General features: G+C 38.0%; 14 protein-coding genes and 1 other annotated feature. Of the genes, 13 read left to right on the top strand and 1 reads right to left on the bottom strand.

What is annotated here, in order from left to right; translation table 11 throughout:
• Nucleotides 1-55 precede the first annotated feature (55 nt).
• The 13 genes from RST01_RS08135 to RST01_RS08075 all read left to right on the top strand — a co-directional run bounded on the left by RST01_RS08135 (nt 56) and on the right by RST01_RS08075 (nt 16,129).
• Nucleotides 56-1,417: an amino acid permease gene (locus tag RST01_RS08135; RefSeq protein ID WP_370454662.1), complete on the top strand. Its 1,362-nt coding sequence runs from the start codon at nt 56-58 to the stop codon at nt 1,415-1,417.
• A gap of 252 nt (nt 1,418-1,669) precedes the next feature.
• Nucleotides 1,670-2,665 (top strand): tetratricopeptide repeat protein, encoded by a 996-nt coding sequence (locus RST01_RS08130; protein WP_147195864.1) that lies wholly within the window; start codon nt 1,670-1,672, stop codon nt 2,663-2,665.
• Nucleotides 2,666-2,770: 105 nt separating this feature from the next.
• Nucleotides 2,771-4,063: a trigger factor gene (gene tig, locus RST01_RS08125; protein WP_066788625.1), complete on the top strand. Its 1,293-nt coding sequence runs from the start codon at nt 2,771-2,773 to the stop codon at nt 4,061-4,063.
• A 322-nt stretch (nt 4,064-4,385) separates the two neighbouring features.
• Nucleotides 4,386-5,651, top strand: coding sequence for an ATP-dependent protease ATP-binding subunit ClpX (gene clpX, locus RST01_RS08120; protein WP_066788621.1), 1,266 nt, complete (start codon nt 4,386-4,388; stop codon nt 5,649-5,651).
• A 172-nt stretch (nt 5,652-5,823) separates the two neighbouring features.
• Nucleotides 5,824-8,151 carry an endopeptidase La gene (gene lon, locus RST01_RS08115; RefSeq protein ID WP_147195862.1) on the top strand — a complete coding sequence of 776 codons (2,328 nt, stop codon included), beginning with the start codon at nt 5,824-5,826 and terminating at the stop codon, nt 8,149-8,151.
• Nucleotides 8,148-8,729 carry a ribosome biogenesis GTP-binding protein YihA/YsxC gene (yihA, locus tag RST01_RS08110; RefSeq protein WP_066788617.1) on the top strand — a complete coding sequence of 194 codons (582 nt, stop codon included), beginning with the start codon at nt 8,148-8,150 and terminating at the stop codon, nt 8,727-8,729. Before lon ends, yihA begins: the two co-directional genes overlap by 4 nt.
• A 353-nt stretch (nt 8,730-9,082) precedes the next feature.
• Entirely contained in the window at nt 9,083-10,447 is a 1,365-nt protein-coding gene (gene hemA / locus RST01_RS08105; RefSeq protein ID WP_147195860.1) for a glutamyl-tRNA reductase, read from the top strand.
• Between the two features lie 91 nt (nt 10,448-10,538).
• Complete coding sequence (ccsA, locus tag RST01_RS08100; protein ID WP_066788609.1) at nt 10,539-11,369, top strand: cytochrome c biogenesis protein CcsA; 831 nt, start codon at nt 10,539-10,541, stop codon at nt 11,367-11,369.
• An 18-nt stretch (nt 11,370-11,387) separates the two neighbouring features.
• Nucleotides 11,388-12,320 carry a hydroxymethylbilane synthase gene (gene hemC, locus RST01_RS08095; protein WP_147195858.1) on the top strand — a complete coding sequence of 311 codons (933 nt, stop codon included), beginning with the start codon at nt 11,388-11,390 and terminating at the stop codon, nt 12,318-12,320.
• Nucleotides 12,310-13,074, top strand: a complete 765-nt coding sequence (locus RST01_RS08090; protein WP_147195856.1) for a uroporphyrinogen-III synthase — start codon at nt 12,310-12,312, stop codon at nt 13,072-13,074. The genes hemC and RST01_RS08090 overlap by 11 nt, the downstream gene beginning before the upstream one ends.
• Nucleotides 13,071-14,054 carry a porphobilinogen synthase gene (gene hemB, locus RST01_RS08085; protein ID WP_147195854.1) on the top strand — a complete coding sequence of 328 codons (984 nt, stop codon included), beginning with the start codon at nt 13,071-13,073 and terminating at the stop codon, nt 14,052-14,054. The genes RST01_RS08090 and hemB overlap by 4 nt, the downstream gene beginning before the upstream one ends.
• Complete coding sequence (gene hemL / locus RST01_RS08080; protein ID WP_147195852.1) at nt 14,054-15,346, top strand: glutamate-1-semialdehyde 2,1-aminomutase; 1,293 nt, start codon at nt 14,054-14,056, stop codon at nt 15,344-15,346. Before hemB ends, hemL begins: the two co-directional genes overlap by 1 nt.
• 135 nt (nt 15,347-15,481) lie before the next feature.
• Nucleotides 15,482-16,129 carry a hypothetical protein gene (locus RST01_RS08075; protein WP_147195850.1) on the top strand — a complete coding sequence of 216 codons (648 nt, stop codon included), beginning with the start codon at nt 15,482-15,484 and terminating at the stop codon, nt 16,127-16,129.
• On the opposite strand, the gene RST01_RS16355 is transcribed toward RST01_RS08075, so the two are convergent.
• Nucleotides 16,109-16,300: a YszA family small membrane protein gene (locus RST01_RS16355; RefSeq protein ID WP_147195848.1), complete on the bottom strand. Its 192-nt coding sequence runs from the start codon at nt 16,298-16,300 to the stop codon at nt 16,109-16,111. The genes RST01_RS08075 and RST01_RS16355 overlap by 21 nt on opposite strands.
• 149 nt (nt 16,301-16,449) lie before the next feature.
• Nucleotides 16,450-16,663 (top strand) — a binding site (T-box leader).
• Nucleotides 16,664-16,701: the final 38 nt, after the last annotated feature.

The raw sequence follows: 16,701 nt of genomic DNA, 5'->3' as shown, positions 1-16,701 counted from the left end.
CTATGCTGAAATGCAGAGATAACTAGACATCTAGATGAACAGAGGGGGTAAAATTATGGCGAATGAAGAATTGAAAAGGGGACTTAAATCTCGGCACATACAAATGATTGCACTTGGTGGAACTATTGGTGTGGGGCTGTTTATGGGTTCATCAAGCACCATCGGTTGGACAGGTCCTTCTGTTATGCTTGCCTATGCGATTGCTGGTATATTCGTATTTTTTATTATGAGAGCTATGGGTGAAATGCTATATCTAGAGCCAATTACAGGTTCCTTTGCGACTTTCGCTCATCAATACATACATCCGCTTGCAGGCTATCTGACTGCATGGAGCAACTGGTTTCAATGGGTGATTGTAGGGATGTCAGAAGTAATTGCGGTCGGCTCATATATGCAGTATTGGTTTCCTAACTTGCCGCCGTGGATACCTGGCTTAATTGTCATTGTTATTTTAGGTTTGGCAAATTTAGTTTCAGTAAAGTCATTTGGCGAATTTGAATTTTGGTTTGCTCTAATTAAAATAGTAACGATCATATTAATGATAATAGCTGGATTTGGATTAATCTTCTTCGGTCTTGGCAATGGTGGACATGCAGTTGGGTTCTCAAATCTATGGTCAAATGGCGGGTTCTTTACAGGTGGATGGAAAGGTTTCTTCTTTGCCTTATCACTTGTGGTTGGTTCATACCAAGGTGTGGAATTAATCGGAATTACAGCTGGGGAAGCAGAAAATCCAAAGAAATCACTGACTAAAGCGATCAACTCTATAATATGGCGAATTCTAATTTTCTATATTGGTGCTATCTTTGTGATTGTAACAGTTTATCCATGGGATCAATTAAAAGAAGTGGGTAGCCCATTCGTTGTTACCTTTGCAAAAGTTGGTATTACAATGGCGGCTGGTTTCATTAACTTTGTGGTGATTACAGCAGCTATGTCAGGCTGTAATAGCGGGATTTTCAGTTCTGGCCGAATGATCTATACACTTGCAGAAAATGGTCAAGCACCAAAAATATTTGCTAAGGTTTCTAAAAATGGTGTGCCATACTGGAGTACAATCGCAGTATTAATCGGCTTAACAGTAGGGGTTGTGCTCAACTTTGTATCACAATCAAAAATATTCGTTTATGTATACAGTGCTAGTGTTCTACCTGGGATGATGCCGTGGTTTGCCTTATTGATTGCTCAAATTAGATTTAGAAAAGTGCATAGCGATCAAATGCCATCGCACCCATTCAAAATGCCGTTTGCACCAGTTTCTAACTACGTAACAATTTTATTCTTACTTACTGTATTGGTAGGTATGTGGTTCAATAAGGATACACAAATCTCCCTCATTGTCGGTATTATCTTCTTATGTATAATGACAGCATTATTCTTCTTATTAGGAATGAATAAAAAGCGTGTTAAAGAGTAATTTTCTAAACAAATTAGACTGTAGACTAACTCATATGAATGGGGGTCTACAGTTTTTTTATTTTTTAAATCTTCCTCTCTACTATTTAGAGTGGGATTTATCTTTTATAACTCAAATTTGTTTATTTTATATCAAAATAACATATAGCTATAGAAATCTACATGAGCGAAATATAGACCAAATTGTCGAAGGAAATTATTTTGGGTCAAAATGTTTTTATGCTATGATGAATTTTAAGGGGAGTGAACACAATTGCGCAGAAAAAAAGGAAAACTTCAGAAGCATGAAAATGTTATTGTGTTCCCAGGAACGGTGGAGAGACTCGTAGCTGAGGGCCAACAGTTCGCTGAAAAGTACCAATATGACCAGGCTGTTGAATGCTTAAAAGAAGCATTGCAATACACCGAGGGAGATGAGGCATTACTCAGTGTTTATGCATTCTCTTTGTATGAAATAAGGAACTTTAAAGAAGCGAAAGCCGTTTGTGAAAAACTCCTCGCGATTGGGCCGCAATTATACATAGAAACGATGGAACTTTATTTAACTGTGCTAATGGAGTTGAAAGAATACAAACAAGTAGAAACCCTTATTGAGTCTTTACTTGAAGAAGATGTCATTCCGCCCGAATCGCAAGACCAGTTTATCCGTATTAAAAACCTCAATGCTGCAATTGCAAAAGCAAAAATAGAAGACAGTCTAGATGATGTAGAGATAGAGCATGCCAGCGATGAGTTTGAAGTAGATACATTCTTTTCTAAAACAACAATTGAGCAGATGCAAAAGCTGCAAGCAGCTAAAGAAATGAATATACGTCCAATTAAAGATTTATTGGTGGCGATTATTGAGGATGAAAGGTCTCATCCTTTGATCCAAAGCTTTATTCTCTACCTTCTTGTCGCACAAGAAATTCCTGCGATAGTAGAGGTAAAAAAATTGGGGCATTCAAAAGTAGTGAACACAGAGGAATTGCTGTTACCGGATGAATTACCAGTAGCAAAGAAAGTGTTTGAATTGGTAAGCGATGCGCTCGACCAAGAACCTTCTACTTTACAGATGGTCCAATATCTATTGGCCAGGCATATCTTTGCAGCCTATCCTTTTGAATGGTTTAATTATGGAGCAGAAGAGATTGCAGAAGGGTATATTGACTTCGTACATGGAATGTTCGGCGTTGTCAAAGAGACAGATTATGACTTGATGGAGTTATTAAATACCCTTGAAGAGCAATCTGAATTGTTCGATACATGAAATCAGTTGAAAGTATAGCTATCTATGATATACTAAAAAAGTTGAGAAAGTCGTATTAACGAATAAATTGTCCAACATGTGAATTTAATTTTGGAGGTATTATACATGTCAGCAAAATGGGAAAAACAAGAAGGCAACACTGGAGTATTAACAGTAGAATTGCCTGCTGAAAAAGTAAATGCAGCTTTAGATAAAGCATTCAAAAAAGTTGTGAAACAAATTAACGTACCAGGCTTCCGTAAAGGTAAAATGCCTCGTCAAATGTTCGAAAAAAGATTCGGTGTAGAATCATTATACCAAGATGCACTAGAACTTTTAGTGAACGAAAACTATCCATTAGCAATCGATGAAACTGGTATTTCTCCAGTGGATCAACCAGAAATCGATTTCGAAATGGAAGACCTAGGCAAAAACAAAGACTTCAAATTTACTGCAACAGTTATTGTAAAACCAGAAGTTGAACTAGGTGATTACAAAGGCTTAGAAGTGAAAAAACAAGAAACAACTGTTACAGACGAAGAAATTGAACAACAATTGAAAGATCAACAAACTCGTCTTGCAGAACTTGTTGTTAAAGAAGATAGCGCTATCGAAAATGGCGATACAGCTGTAATCGACTTTGAAGGTTTCCAAGATGGCGAAGCTTTCGAAGGCGGCAAAGGCGACAACTACTCACTTGAAATCGGTTCAGGATCTTTCATTCCAGGATTCGAAGAACAATTAATTGGCGCAAAAGCTGGCGAAGAAAAAGAAGTAGTTGTAACTTTCCCAGAAGAGTACCACGCAGCAGAATTAGCTGGTAAAGAAGCTACTTTCAAAGTAAATGTTAAAGAAGTAAAAGGTAAAGAACTTCCTGAATTGGATGATGACTTTGCACAAGAAGTAGATTCAGAAGTGAAAACACTAGATGAACTACGCACAAAATTAAAAGAAAAAACAGCTACTGAAAAAGCTGCAGCAGCTGATACAGCACTACGTGATGAACTAGTAGAAAAAGCTGCTAATAACGCAAAAATCGATATTCCAAATGCTATGATCGAAACTGAAATCGATCGTATGATGCAAGAATATGATCAAAACTTGCAAATGCAAGGTTTAAACCTTGATCTTTTCTACCAATTCTCTGGTCAAGATGAAGCTGCATTGCGCGCTCAAATGAAAGAAGATGCAGAATCTCGCGTACGCGTAGCATTAGTTCTTGAAGCGATTGGCGAAGCAGAAAAAATCGAAGCAACAGAAGAAGACATCAATGCAGAATTAGAAAAAATGACTGAGCAATTCAAAATGGATGCGGATCAAATCAAATCAATCCTAGGCGGCACTTCCGTACTAGAACATGATGTGAAAATCCGCAAAACTGTAGAATTCTTAGTTGATAACGCAAAAGTAACTGAATAATACAGTTTCTAAGTAAACTTGAACAAGGTACGGGTTCTGTATCCGTACCTTGTTTCTTCACATATATGAAATGTAACTTCAACCAGAACGGTACCCCACACTGATTGGTCATGTTCCAACTGGGCTTTTAGGGGTAAATACCCCCACATAAACTTCTCGCTTTTTCATTTCAAAAGTAGGGTTTTTACAACCCATCAAAGCGGAATAAATTTTATAAATCATAACGATACATACTATAAGTAATTTTTGTAGCAAGAATTCATTATATTTGATAATATAAATGGAATCTTGTAACATTGTTGCTTGAATAGGGGTGAAATAATTGTTCAAATTTAATGATGAAAAAGGCAATTTAAAATGCTCATTCTGTGGTAAACCACAAGAACAAGTTCGTAAACTTGTGGCAGGGCCAGGCGTCTATATTTGTGATGAATGTATTGACTTATGTTCTGAAATCGTTGTAGAGGAACTAGGCACTGAAGAAGAAGTAGAGCTTAAAGATATTCCAAAACCAAAAGAAATTCTTGAAACATTGGATGATTATGTCATCGGACAAGAACGTGCGAAAAAAGCATTATCTGTAGCTGTATATAATCATTACAAACGTATAAATACTCAAAGCAAAGTAGACGATGTTGAATTATCTAAATCAAATATCGTTTTAATCGGACCAACTGGTAGCGGTAAAACATTGCTTGCCCAAACGTTAGCACGTATTATTAATGTACCTTTCGCTATTGCTGATGCGACTTCATTAACTGAAGCAGGATATGTTGGGGAAGATGTAGAGAATATTCTTCTTAAATTAATCCAAGCTGCAGATTATGATGTAGAACGCGCTGAAAAAGGAATTATTTATATAGATGAGATTGATAAGGTAGCCCGCAAGTCGGAAAACCCATCAATCACTCGAGACGTATCTGGTGAAGGTGTTCAACAAGCATTGTTGAAAATCTTAGAAGGAACTACAGCTAGCGTACCACCACAAGGCGGCCGTAAACATCCGCACCAAGAGTTTATCCAAATCGATACAACTAATATCTTATTCATCGTAGGCGGAGCATTTGATGGAATTGAATCCATTATTAAACGCCGTATGGGTGAAAAGGTTATCGGTTTTGGCTCTAATCTTAAAAAAGATGCAGACGACAAAAATCTAATGAAACATTTAATTCCAGAGGATTTATTGAAATTTGGCTTGATCCCAGAATTTATTGGCCGTTTGCCTGTACTTGCGAGCCTGGAACTTTTAGATGAAGATGCACTTGTTCAAATTTTAACTGAGCCAAAGAACGCGTTAACAAAACAATATCAAAAAATGATGGAGTTAGATGACGTAGAACTTGAGTTTGAAAAAGATGCATTGTACGAAATCGCTAAAGAAGCAATCGAACGTAAAACAGGTGCACGTGGTTTGCGTTCCATTATTGAAAACATCATGCTAGATGTTATGTTTGAACTGCCATCACGTGATGATATAGCGAAATGTATTGTAACGAAAGAAACAATTACAGAAAAAGCAAGACCGAGACTTGTATTAAAAGACGGTACAGAGTTAGACCCAAATAACAAAAAAACGTCTGCGTAAGAACTGATCCAATAGCTGGTTCGATCAAGTGCCAATCAGCACTTGACCGGCCAGTTTTTTGAGTTTTAGGCGAATTGACTAACTTGTAACGATATGAATGAAATACTTTGAATGAACCATACTTATAACGTGCTTTTATAGTTAGAATTTAAAGTCGGAGGTGATCGCTCGTATGGCAGAAGTAACTAGAACAAAAGACTTACCACTTTTACCGCTTAGAGGGTTGCTCGTGTATCCAACAATATTGTTACATATTGACGTAGGTCGCGTACGCTCAATTGAAGCATTGGAAAAAGCAATGGCGGATGATCATTTGATCTTCCTTGCTACCCAAAAAGCAATGGATATCGAAACACCAGAAGAAGAAGATTTATATAAAACAGGTACTGTAGCATATGTAAAGCAAATGCTTAAACTTCCTAATGGAACTTTACGTGTGTTGGTTGAAGGTCTTCATCGAGCAAAGATTGAAACAATAACTGACCATAAAAAATATATGACAGCGAATATTGAAAACTTTATTGATTCAAAGGAAGCAGATTTGGAAACTCAAGCACTAATGCGTACGCTACTTTCTTATTTTGAAAAGTATACGAAAGCATCAAGCAAGATTTCCCATGAGTCGTTTGCTACAGTTGCAGATATTGAAGAACCAGGTCGATTTGCTGATACTGTGGCATCTTATTTGCCGCTCAAAATGCACGGCAAACAAGAAATCCTCGATACAATTGATGTCAAGGAACGTTTAAGTATTTTGATTAATCGTTTGCATGATGAACAAGAAGTATTAAATTTAGAGCATAAGATTAACTCAAAAGTTAAGCGTGCCATGGAAAAAACTCAAAAAGAATTCTACTTGCGTGAGCAAATGAAAGCAATTCAAGAGGAACTTGGCGACCGTGAAGGGAAACAAGCAGAGGTAGCGGAGTTGCGTACAAAAATTGATGCAGCGAAAATGCCTGAAGAAATAAAATTGGTAGCTCTTAAAGAATTAAGCCGTTACGATAAGATCCCTGTAGCATCTGCTGAGAGTGGTGTAATTCGCAACTATTTAGATTGGCTTGTGGCCCTTCCTTGGAGTAAGGCTACAAAAGATAGAAGGGATATTCATGTCGCTGAAAAAATCCTTAATCGTGACCATGAAGGTCTAGAAGATGTTAAGGAAAGAATACTTGAGTATCTTTCAGTTCAACAGCTTACAAATTCATTGCGCGGACCGATCTTATGTTTAGCAGGTCCTCCGGGAGTCGGTAAAACGTCCTTGGCAAAATCAATTGCAGAGTCGTTAAATCGAAAATTTGTACGAATTTCGCTTGGTGGAGTAAGGGATGAATCAGAAATCCGCGGTCATAGAAGAACCTATGTCGGTGCTATGCCTGGACGTATAATTCAAGGTATGAAAAAAGCAGAAACAATCAATCCCGTATTTTTATTAGATGAGATCGATAAAATGTCTAATGATTTCCGTGGGGATCCATCAGCTGCATTGTTAGAAGTACTTGACCCAAATCAAAACAACACATTTAGTGACCACTATTTAGAAGAACCGTACGATTTATCGAATGTCATGTTCATTGCGACAGCTAATGACTTAAGTTCAATACCTGGCCCGCTTCGGGATCGTATGGAAATAATCTCAATTGCAGGGTATACAGAGTTTGAGAAAGAGCAAATTGCTATTAACCACTTAATACCAAAGCAAATGAAAGAAAACGGCCTCTCTAAATCACAGCTACAAATCCGTGATGATGCCATTCTTGACCTGATACGGTATTATACACGAGAAGCAGGTGTTCGAAGTCTTGAACGGGAAATTGCTTCTTTATGTAGGAAAGCTGCGAAACAAATCGTTTCAACAGAAAAGAAACGAGTTGTGATTACAGCGAAAAATTTAGAGGATATGCTTGGCAAACACCGCTTCCATCATGGTCAAGCGGAACAAGAGAACCAAGTCGGCGTTGCAACTGGGTTAGCATATACAGTAGTAGGCGGCGATACGCTTCAAATTGAGGTTTCGCTTACTCCAGGTAAAGGCAAAATTCAGCTTACTGGTAAACTTGGTGATGTAATGAAGGAATCAGCACAGACTGCATTGTCTTACGTGCGATCAAAAGCTGATCAACTCGGCATAGACCAAGATTTCTTCGATACACATGACCTTCATATTCATGTGCCAGAAGGAGCTGTTCCTAAGGATGGTCCTTCAGCTGGAGTAACAATGGTGACTGCAATTACATCTGCTATCACCAAAAAGCCGATTCGAAAAGAAGTAGGAATGACTGGGGAAGTCACTCTACGAGGAAGAGTATTGCCAATTGGGGGCTTAAAAGAAAAATCTCTTGGCGCCCACAGAGCAGGTTTAACAACCATCATTTTACCGAAAGATAATGAACGTGATATAGATGATATACCAGAAAGTGTGCGAAAAGGGCTTACGTTTAAGCTCGTGTCAAACGCGGATGAAGTATTAAACATCGCGCTCGACGGAGGGATTTCATGAAAGTCAATAATGTAGAAATGGTCATTAGTGCTGTAGGGCCAAAACAATATCCAGAGGATGGTCTGCCAGAGTTTGCTCTGGCAGGTCGTTCAAATGTTGGTAAATCTTCATTTATCAACAGAATGATTGGGCGCAAAAGTATGGCGCGCATATCATCTAAACCAGGTAAAACACAAACACTCAACTTTTATAAAATTGAAGAACAATTATTCTTTGTCGATGTTCCTGGCTATGGCTATGCCAAAGTTTCTAAAACAGAACGCGAAGCATGGGGCAAAATGATCGAGCAATATTTAACTGGACGAAGCATTCTGAAAGCAGTTGTCCAAATTATCGATATCCGCCATGAACCAACTGATGATGATTGTATGATGTACGACTTTTTAAAACACTACAACATTCCAACCATTGTTATTGCTACGAAAGCAGATAAGATTAAAAAGGGAAACTATGAAAAACATAAAAAAATTATAAAAGAAGTCCTAGACATGGATCCAAACGACCCGCTTATTTTATTCTCATCAGAAAAAGGAATGGGTATGGAACAAGCCTGGGCTGAAATTGAAAAAAGAATGTAATGATACATAATACGCTGCAATATGACAGTGTTGTCTATGTAATCGAAATTTGCTCTTGTAGAATCTACAGGAGCAAATTTTTTGTTTAGTTCTGTTTGTTTGAATTAATGAATTATGGGGATTATAAGTAATAGCAGGTTTTACACAGTGCAAAGGTATTAAAAAACTGAAAATTACGTTATAAAACAGGTTAATTGTACTTCGAAGTATAATTTGCTAAAATATAAATTATAATAATTCTAAACAACAAGATGTCAATACGTCATAGGGTGTTCACAATTTATAAACAAGAATGATGACGATTTATGATATAATAGACATCGTGAAAATGAACGTGTGAGGTGTAGAGATTCATGCATACCATCGTAGTAGGCTTGAATTATAAAACAGCGCCCGTCGAAATTCGGGAAAAATTTTCTTTTACTGAAAATGAAATACCAGAAGCGATGAGAGCATTACAAAGCCAAAAAAGCATATTAGAAAACGTGATTGTTTCTACATGTAACCGTACAGAGATTTATGCAGTAGTAGACCAGCTGCATACTGGCCGTTATTACGTCAAACAATTTCTTTCAACATGGTTTAAAGTTCCTGTTGAGTCGTTCGAAAGTCATTTATATATACGTGAAGAAGATGAAGCAATGATGCACTTATTCAAAGTTACTTCAGGTATAGACTCAATGGTTTTAGGTGAGACACAAATACTTGGACAGGTAAAGACAAGCTTTTTACAAGCGCAAGAACTTGGTGTAACAGGCACTGTTTATAATAAATTATTTAAACAAGCGGTTACATTTGCGAAACGTGCGCATGGCGAAACAGCCATCGGTGAAAATGCTGTGTCTGTATCGTATGCTGCAGTAGAACTGGCGAAAAAAATATTTGGTTCTCTTGAAAATAAACATGTAGCTATACTTGGTGCCGGCAAAATGGGTGAGCTTGCAGTCGAAAACCTTTATGGTAGCGGCGTAGGGAAAGTAACTGTTATAAATCGTACGTTCTCTAAAGCAGAAACTCTTGCAGAAAAATTCCATGGTACAGCTAAATCCATGCAAGAACTACAATGTGTATTGCTAGAGGCAGATATTCTAATTAGCTCGACTGGTGCAACAGAATATGTTATTGATCATGAATTAATGCAATTTGTTGAAAAACTTCGAAAAGGCAAACCTTTATTCATGGTTGATATTGCTGTGCCTCGTGATTTAGATCCGCGCATTGGTGATATTCCAAATGTATTCTTGTATGATATTGATGATTTGCATGGCATTGTTGAGGCAAACCTCGCAGAAAGAGAACGCGCAGCAAGCCAAATTGTTTCCATGATTGATACAGAAGTGAATGATTTTAAAGATTGGATGACAACTCTAGGCGTTGTGCCTGTTATTGCAGCCCTTCGTCAAAAAGCTGCTCGCATTCAATCTGAAACAATGCAAAGCATCGAAAATAAAATGCCAGATTTAACAGACCGTGAGAAAAAAGTATTAAATAAACATACAAAATCTATTATTAATCAATTGCTCAAAGATCCGATTCTACAAGCGAAAGAAATGGCCGGTTCACAAAAATCAAAAGAACAGTTAGCGCTGTTCCAACGTATTTTTGGTATTGAAGAGGATGTACAAGATGAAGTGAAAAAACAACAGCTTCAACAAAAAGAGCGAATGAATAAAACAGTATTAGAAGCACAAGCATCTGATGCAAAATGGTCATATTAAGAAACTTTAAGAAGAGCGTTTTCGTGTCTATGTGGTAAACTATAGGTGCGGAAACGCTTTTTTTAAGATTTATGTCGCAAAGGAGCATATTATGGCTGATTTGACGATGACAAGGCTGCATGAAGCAATGGTCGTCTTATATGCGATCAGTCTTGTCTTTTATTTTATCGATTATTTAAATAAAGACCCGAAAGCCCATCGCATTGCGTTTTGGTTAATTTCTGTAGTATGGGTACTTCAATCAGCATTTTTAGGACTTTATATTATACAGACGCATCGATTCCCAATACTTTCGCTATTTGAAGGAATTTACTTTTACGCGTGGCTTTTAATTACTATTTCGATTTTTTTACATTGTTTATACCGAGTAGATTTGCCTGTCTTCTTTTTAAATGTGATTGGTTTTATATTTATGACTATCCACACATTTGCACCAAATCAGTTGGCACTTTCGCCAGTCGGCAAGTCACTTATTTCTGAATTGCTCTTTTTCCATGTCACATTTGCCATCTTGTCCTATGTAGCCTTTTCGCTGTCCTTTGTATTTTCAACATTGTATCTCATTCTTTACAATGTATTGAAGAAGAAAAAGTGGACAAAACAATGGACGCGTTTACCATCATTAGATCAAGCACAAAAAGGCATGACATGGGCTATATTGGTGGGTATTCCTATTTTGTTGATTAGTTTAATACTTGGACTTCAATGGGGTTATTCATCGTTAGAGCATTTCACTGTTTTAGATACAAAGATTATAGGGTCTTTTCTCTCTCTATTAATCTATTGTTTTATATTATATGGCTATCGAAAAGGAAAGCTTCATACGACGATGTATGCTTGGACAAATGTGTATGCCTTCCTTGTTATCATTGTAAATTTCTTTTTGGGAAGCCGTTTGTCAAGTTTTCATTTTTGGTATTAATAGAAAGGTTGGATGTACGTGCGTAAAATTACTGTTGGATCAAGACGAAGCAAACTAGCATTAACTCAAACAAATTGGTTTATTGACCAATTGAAGAAAGCTGGGGCGCCGTTTGAATTTGAAGTGAAAGAAATTGTGACAAAAGGCGATAAAATTGTTGATGTTCAATTGTCTAAAGTAGGCGGCAAAGGCTTATTTGTAAAAGAAATTGAGCAAGCTTTATTTGACAAAGAAATCGACTTTGCTGTCCACAGCATGAAAGATATGCCTGCAGTACTTCCAGAGGGGCTAGTTATTGGCTGCATTCCGAAACGTGAGGATCCACGCGATGCCTTCATTAGCAAAAATCATGTGAAATTTGCAGATTTACCAAAAGGAGCAGTTGTAGGTACGAGCAGTTTGCGCAGAAGCGCACAATTGTTGCTTGCACGTCCAGATTTGGAGATCAAATGGATTCGCGGTAATGTAGATACTCGTTTAGCAAAACTAGAAAACGATGAGTACGATGCGATTATCCTAGCAGCTGCAGGGTTGAAACGTTTAGGCTGGAGTGATGAGGTTGTTACAGAATACCTATCAACTGAAGTATGTCTGCCAGCAGTAGGGCAAGGTTCGCTTGGAATTGAGTGTCGAGCTGATGACGAAGAGCTACTATCTGAGCTGGCGAAATTAACAGACAAAGCAACGTGGGAAGAAGCTCATGCAGAGCGCGCGTTCCTTGCTGCAATGGATGGCGGCTGCCAAGTGCCAATTGCTGGCTTTGCACGTTTTGAAAATGATGGCGTGAATTTCAAAGGCCTAGTAGCTGCTCCTGATGCCTCTGTTTTTTATAAAGAATCAGTTGCTTCAAAAGATGCAAAAGCTGCAGGAGAAGAAGTGGCAGAAAAACTAACAAGCCAAGGCGCATATGAGTTAATTCAAAAAGTAAAGGCTGAGCAAAATGCCAACTAATCTGCCATTGAGTGGACAAAATATTGTCCTGACTGGCACGAAGATGACGCATTCAGTATCTTCACATATTTTAGAAAGGGGCGGCAATGTATATCATTTGCCGCTCATTGCTGTACAAGAAGCCACTTCTTCAAATGATGGTGAAAAATTAGCGAAAGCCTTAAACAGCGAATGGCTAATCTTTACTAGTCAAAATGCTGTAGAAGCATTTTCACAAAAGCTTGCCCGCGCTTCATTAAGCATAGAAAAAAGCAGAGCCAAGATTGCTGCAGTGGGTGAGAAAACTGCAAGTGCATTAGGAAAAATAGGTTTTCAGATTGATTTTATGCCGTCTACATACAGTGCGGATAAATTTGTTGTCGAATTTCCTAAAGTGGCTGGGAAGGTTGAAAGTTGTCTATTCTTGAAAGGTAGTTTAGCAAAGGCTACTATAAAGGAAGGGCTGCCGTTTCCAGTCGATGAATGGACGGTTTATGAAACCATTCAAAGTACAGAGCATATCAGTGAATTAACGACATTAATCCAAAAATCAAAGGACGCAACAATTATATTTGCGAGTCCTTCTGCTGTGGATGTATTTAATAAATATGTCGTACCGCAAACAAGCTGGAGAGGTTATCAAATCGCAGCTATTGGACATGTTACTGAGCAGGCTCTCTTAAATGCCGGAGCAATGGTAGATGTTAAACCAGAAAAATATACGATGTTGGCCATTATAGAAGAATTGGCTAAAAAGAAAGGACGATCATCATGACAGATTTACATTTCAAAAGACATAGACGTTTACGCCAATCTAGTGCGATGCGTGCGATGGTAAAAGAAACTTACTTACACAAAGAAGACTTTATTTATCCAATCTTTGTTATCGATGGCGAAAATATTAAAAATGAAGTGTCATCAATGCCAGGTGTATTTCAATTCTCACTTGATCGTTTAGGAGAAGAAATGGATGAAGTTGTTTCTCTTGGTATTCCATCTGTTATTCTTTTTGGACTTCCAGCAGAAAAAGATGAAGTAGGGTCACAAGCTTATCATGATCATGGCATCGTCCAAGAAGCTACTCGTTTTATTAAGAAAAATTACCCTGAAGTTGTGGTAGTTGCTGATACTTGTCTATGTGAATTTACTTCTCACGGCCATTGTGGCGTTGTATCAGAAGATGAAAAAATCTTAAATGATCCATCATTAGATTTATTGGCTAAAACAGCGGTTTCACAAGCAGAAGCAGGAGCAGATATTATCGCACCTTCTAATATGATGGACGGGTTTGTAGCTGCTATTCGTAAAGGATTAGATGAAGCGGGTTATGAAGATGTTCCGATTATGTCTTACGCAGTAAAATATGCATCTGCTTATTACGGTCCATTCCGTGACGCAGCAGATGGTGCACCACAATTCGGCGACCGCAAAACGTATCAAATGGATCCATCAAACCGTATGGAAGCAATGCGTGAAGCTGAATCTGATGTAGAAGAGGGAGCGGACTTCTTAATTGTAAAACCAGCGTTGTCTTATTTGGATATTATGCGAGATGTTCGCAATAACTTTGATTTACCTGTTGTTGCCTACAATGTAAGTGGTGAATATGCGATGGTCAAAGCAGCAGCAATTAATGGCTGGATCGATGAAAAACAAGTCGTATTAGAAACATTACTTGGCATGAAACGTGCAGGCGCTGATTTAATCATTACTTATCATGCAAAAGATGCAGTTCGTTGGATGGAGGAGAAATAATGACACGTTCACATGAAAAATCAAAAGCAGCTTTTCAGGAAGCAATTCACTTAATGCCGGGTGGCGTCAATAGCCCTGTTCGTGCATTTAATGCGGTAAATATGGATCCGATCGTAATGGAAAAAGGGAAAGGTGCAATCATTACAGACGTAGATGGCAATGATTATATCGACTACGTATTGTCATGGGGTCCTCTTATCTTAGGTCATACACATCCTGATGTGGTAGCTGCGATTCAACGTGTGGCTGAATCAGGTACAAGCTTTGGCGCTTCTACTGTGATTGAAAATGAATTGGCTAAAGAAGTAATCAAACGTGTACCATCTATTGAAATGATTCGTATGGTTTCTTCGGGTACAGAGGCGACAATGAGTGCTATACGTGTAGCGCGTGGTTATACAGGTCGCGACAAGATCTTGAAATTTGAAGGCTCTTATCATGGCCATGGCGACTCATTACTTATTAAAGCAGGCTCAGGTGTGGCAACACTTGGTTTGCCGGATAGCCCTGGGGTGCCGTTAAGTATTGCTCAAAATACGATAACAGTTCCTTACAATGATTTAGAGTCTGTAAAACAGGTCTTTGAGATGTATGGAGAAGATATCGCAGCGATTATTGTTGAACCTGTAGCGGGAAATATGGGCTGTGTGCCACCGCTTCCAGGCTTTTTAGAAGGATTGCGAGATATCTCTACAAAAGCAGGTTCACTATTAATTTTTGATGAAGTTATGACAGGTTTCCGTGTTGGATTCAACAGTGCTCAAGGATATCTTGGGGTTACACCAGATTTGACTTGTCTTGGGAAAGTAATTGGTGGTGGTCTGCCGGTTGGAGCTTTCGGTGGTTCTCGTGAAATCATGGAACACATTGCACCAGCAGGACCAATTTATCAAGCAGGAACATTATCAGGCAATCCGCTTGCTATGACAGCTGGCCTTGAAACGTTGAATCATTTAACGCCAGAGTCGTATGACTACTTCAAAAAGTTGGGTGACCAATTAGAAGCAGGCTTCCGTGAGGCAGCTGAAACATACAATATCCCGCACACAGTAAATCGTGCAGGATCTATGATTGGTTACTTCCTAACAAATGAAAATGTTATTGATTTTGAAACTGCTAAAACATCTGATCTGCAATTATTTGCAGAGTACTATACGCTAATGACAGAAGAAGGGATTTTCTTACCGCCATCCCAATTTGAGGGTGTTTTCCTTTCAACGGCGCATACGGAAGAACATATTGCACAAACAGTGAAAGCCTTCCAAAAAGTATTTAAACAATTAGCACGTTAAGACATTCAGCAGAGCGTATATGCTCTGCTGTTTTTTTATTTCTTAATTCTATTTTAATATATTAATTAGATAACTAGCTGGTTCTATAAACTCAAAAGTATACATATAGATAAAGATAGAGGAGGGAATGTAAATATGAAAAAGATTACCTGGGAAATAAATGAATCATTCGTTTTTCCTGAAATATATGGTAAACCAACTAGCTTAAACAAAGTGAAAATTACACCCCGTTGGGAACAGCAAGAGGATGAATTATCCGTATCACTTACTGGTATTTATCACATTGCCGCTAATGTGGAATTCGATGACACTCAAGAGGTAATACAGCAATTAGAAAACGAGAGTACGCTTGTAGATGAAGTGGATGTTGAAGGTAATGAAGGCTATTTTGAGTATGCTATTCCTCTAAATGTAAGCTTGCCAAATGATAAGATTGACCAATCAACCGTTGTCCTAAACACAAAAAATCTTCAAACAAAAGTGTCCGATAATGGAATTTGCGTGATTAGTTGTCAGGTAGATTGCGAATATAAAAATGTTGAAGAAAAAGAAGTGGTTGAAACCCCAAGAGTGGAAGCACAGTCAGAAGTAGTTCAAAATGAAGAGGTCCAATTAGCGGAGACGGAAAAAGTTGTACAACTTACAACGAATGAATCGCCAATGGACCTTCTAGAAAAGCCAATTGTAGTAGATCAAGATGAATCTATCTTAAGTCAAATACTGTGGGATTTAGAGGAACATTATTCGGTTGAGGAAATACCATTAAATAATGTCAGAATGTAGTAAGTACCAAAGACCTATAAAGAGCAGTAGGATGATAATATCCCAGGTTGTCGGAAAAATAATGATTCGTACGAATTGAAAGCATGTGAATGGGATAATAATCCCTTTACAATAGAAACGTGTTTTCCGCAACCAAGGCGGCAGCAAGTATGGATTATATCGTCTTCTCATGAAGAAGCTCCTTTCTATTTTAATGAAAAACCCATTCCTAGTATTTTATGTAGCTAGGGATGGGTTTTTGTAGGTCATTTAGAGAAAAGTAGCTTTGCGAAAAAACTTGAAAAATTAGGGACTATTCGCTACAATGTATACAGCTATATATATATGCTTTGAAGGGGAGGAGTAGAACGCTCCTACTTGTTAGAGAGGGAACGGTTGGTGAAAGTTCCTCAAGTAGACGTTTGAATGTAGCCCTGGAGCAGTTTTTGTGAACATTGAAGTAGCAAAAACCGGTGAAGAGCCGTTATACAATGAAGAGTCAGTTTTTTTATGCTGAAATTAAGGTGGTACCGCGAATATTCCTTCGCCCTTTTATAGGGTGAAGGATTTTTTTGTATAACGAGCATTTAAGG

The sequence above is a fragment of the Rummeliibacillus stabekisii genome, assembly GCF_007988965.1.
Lineage (GTDB): Bacteria > Bacillota > Bacilli > Bacillales_A > Planococcaceae > Rummeliibacillus > Rummeliibacillus stabekisii.
This window is presented reverse-complemented; position numbering and strand designations above follow the sequence as displayed.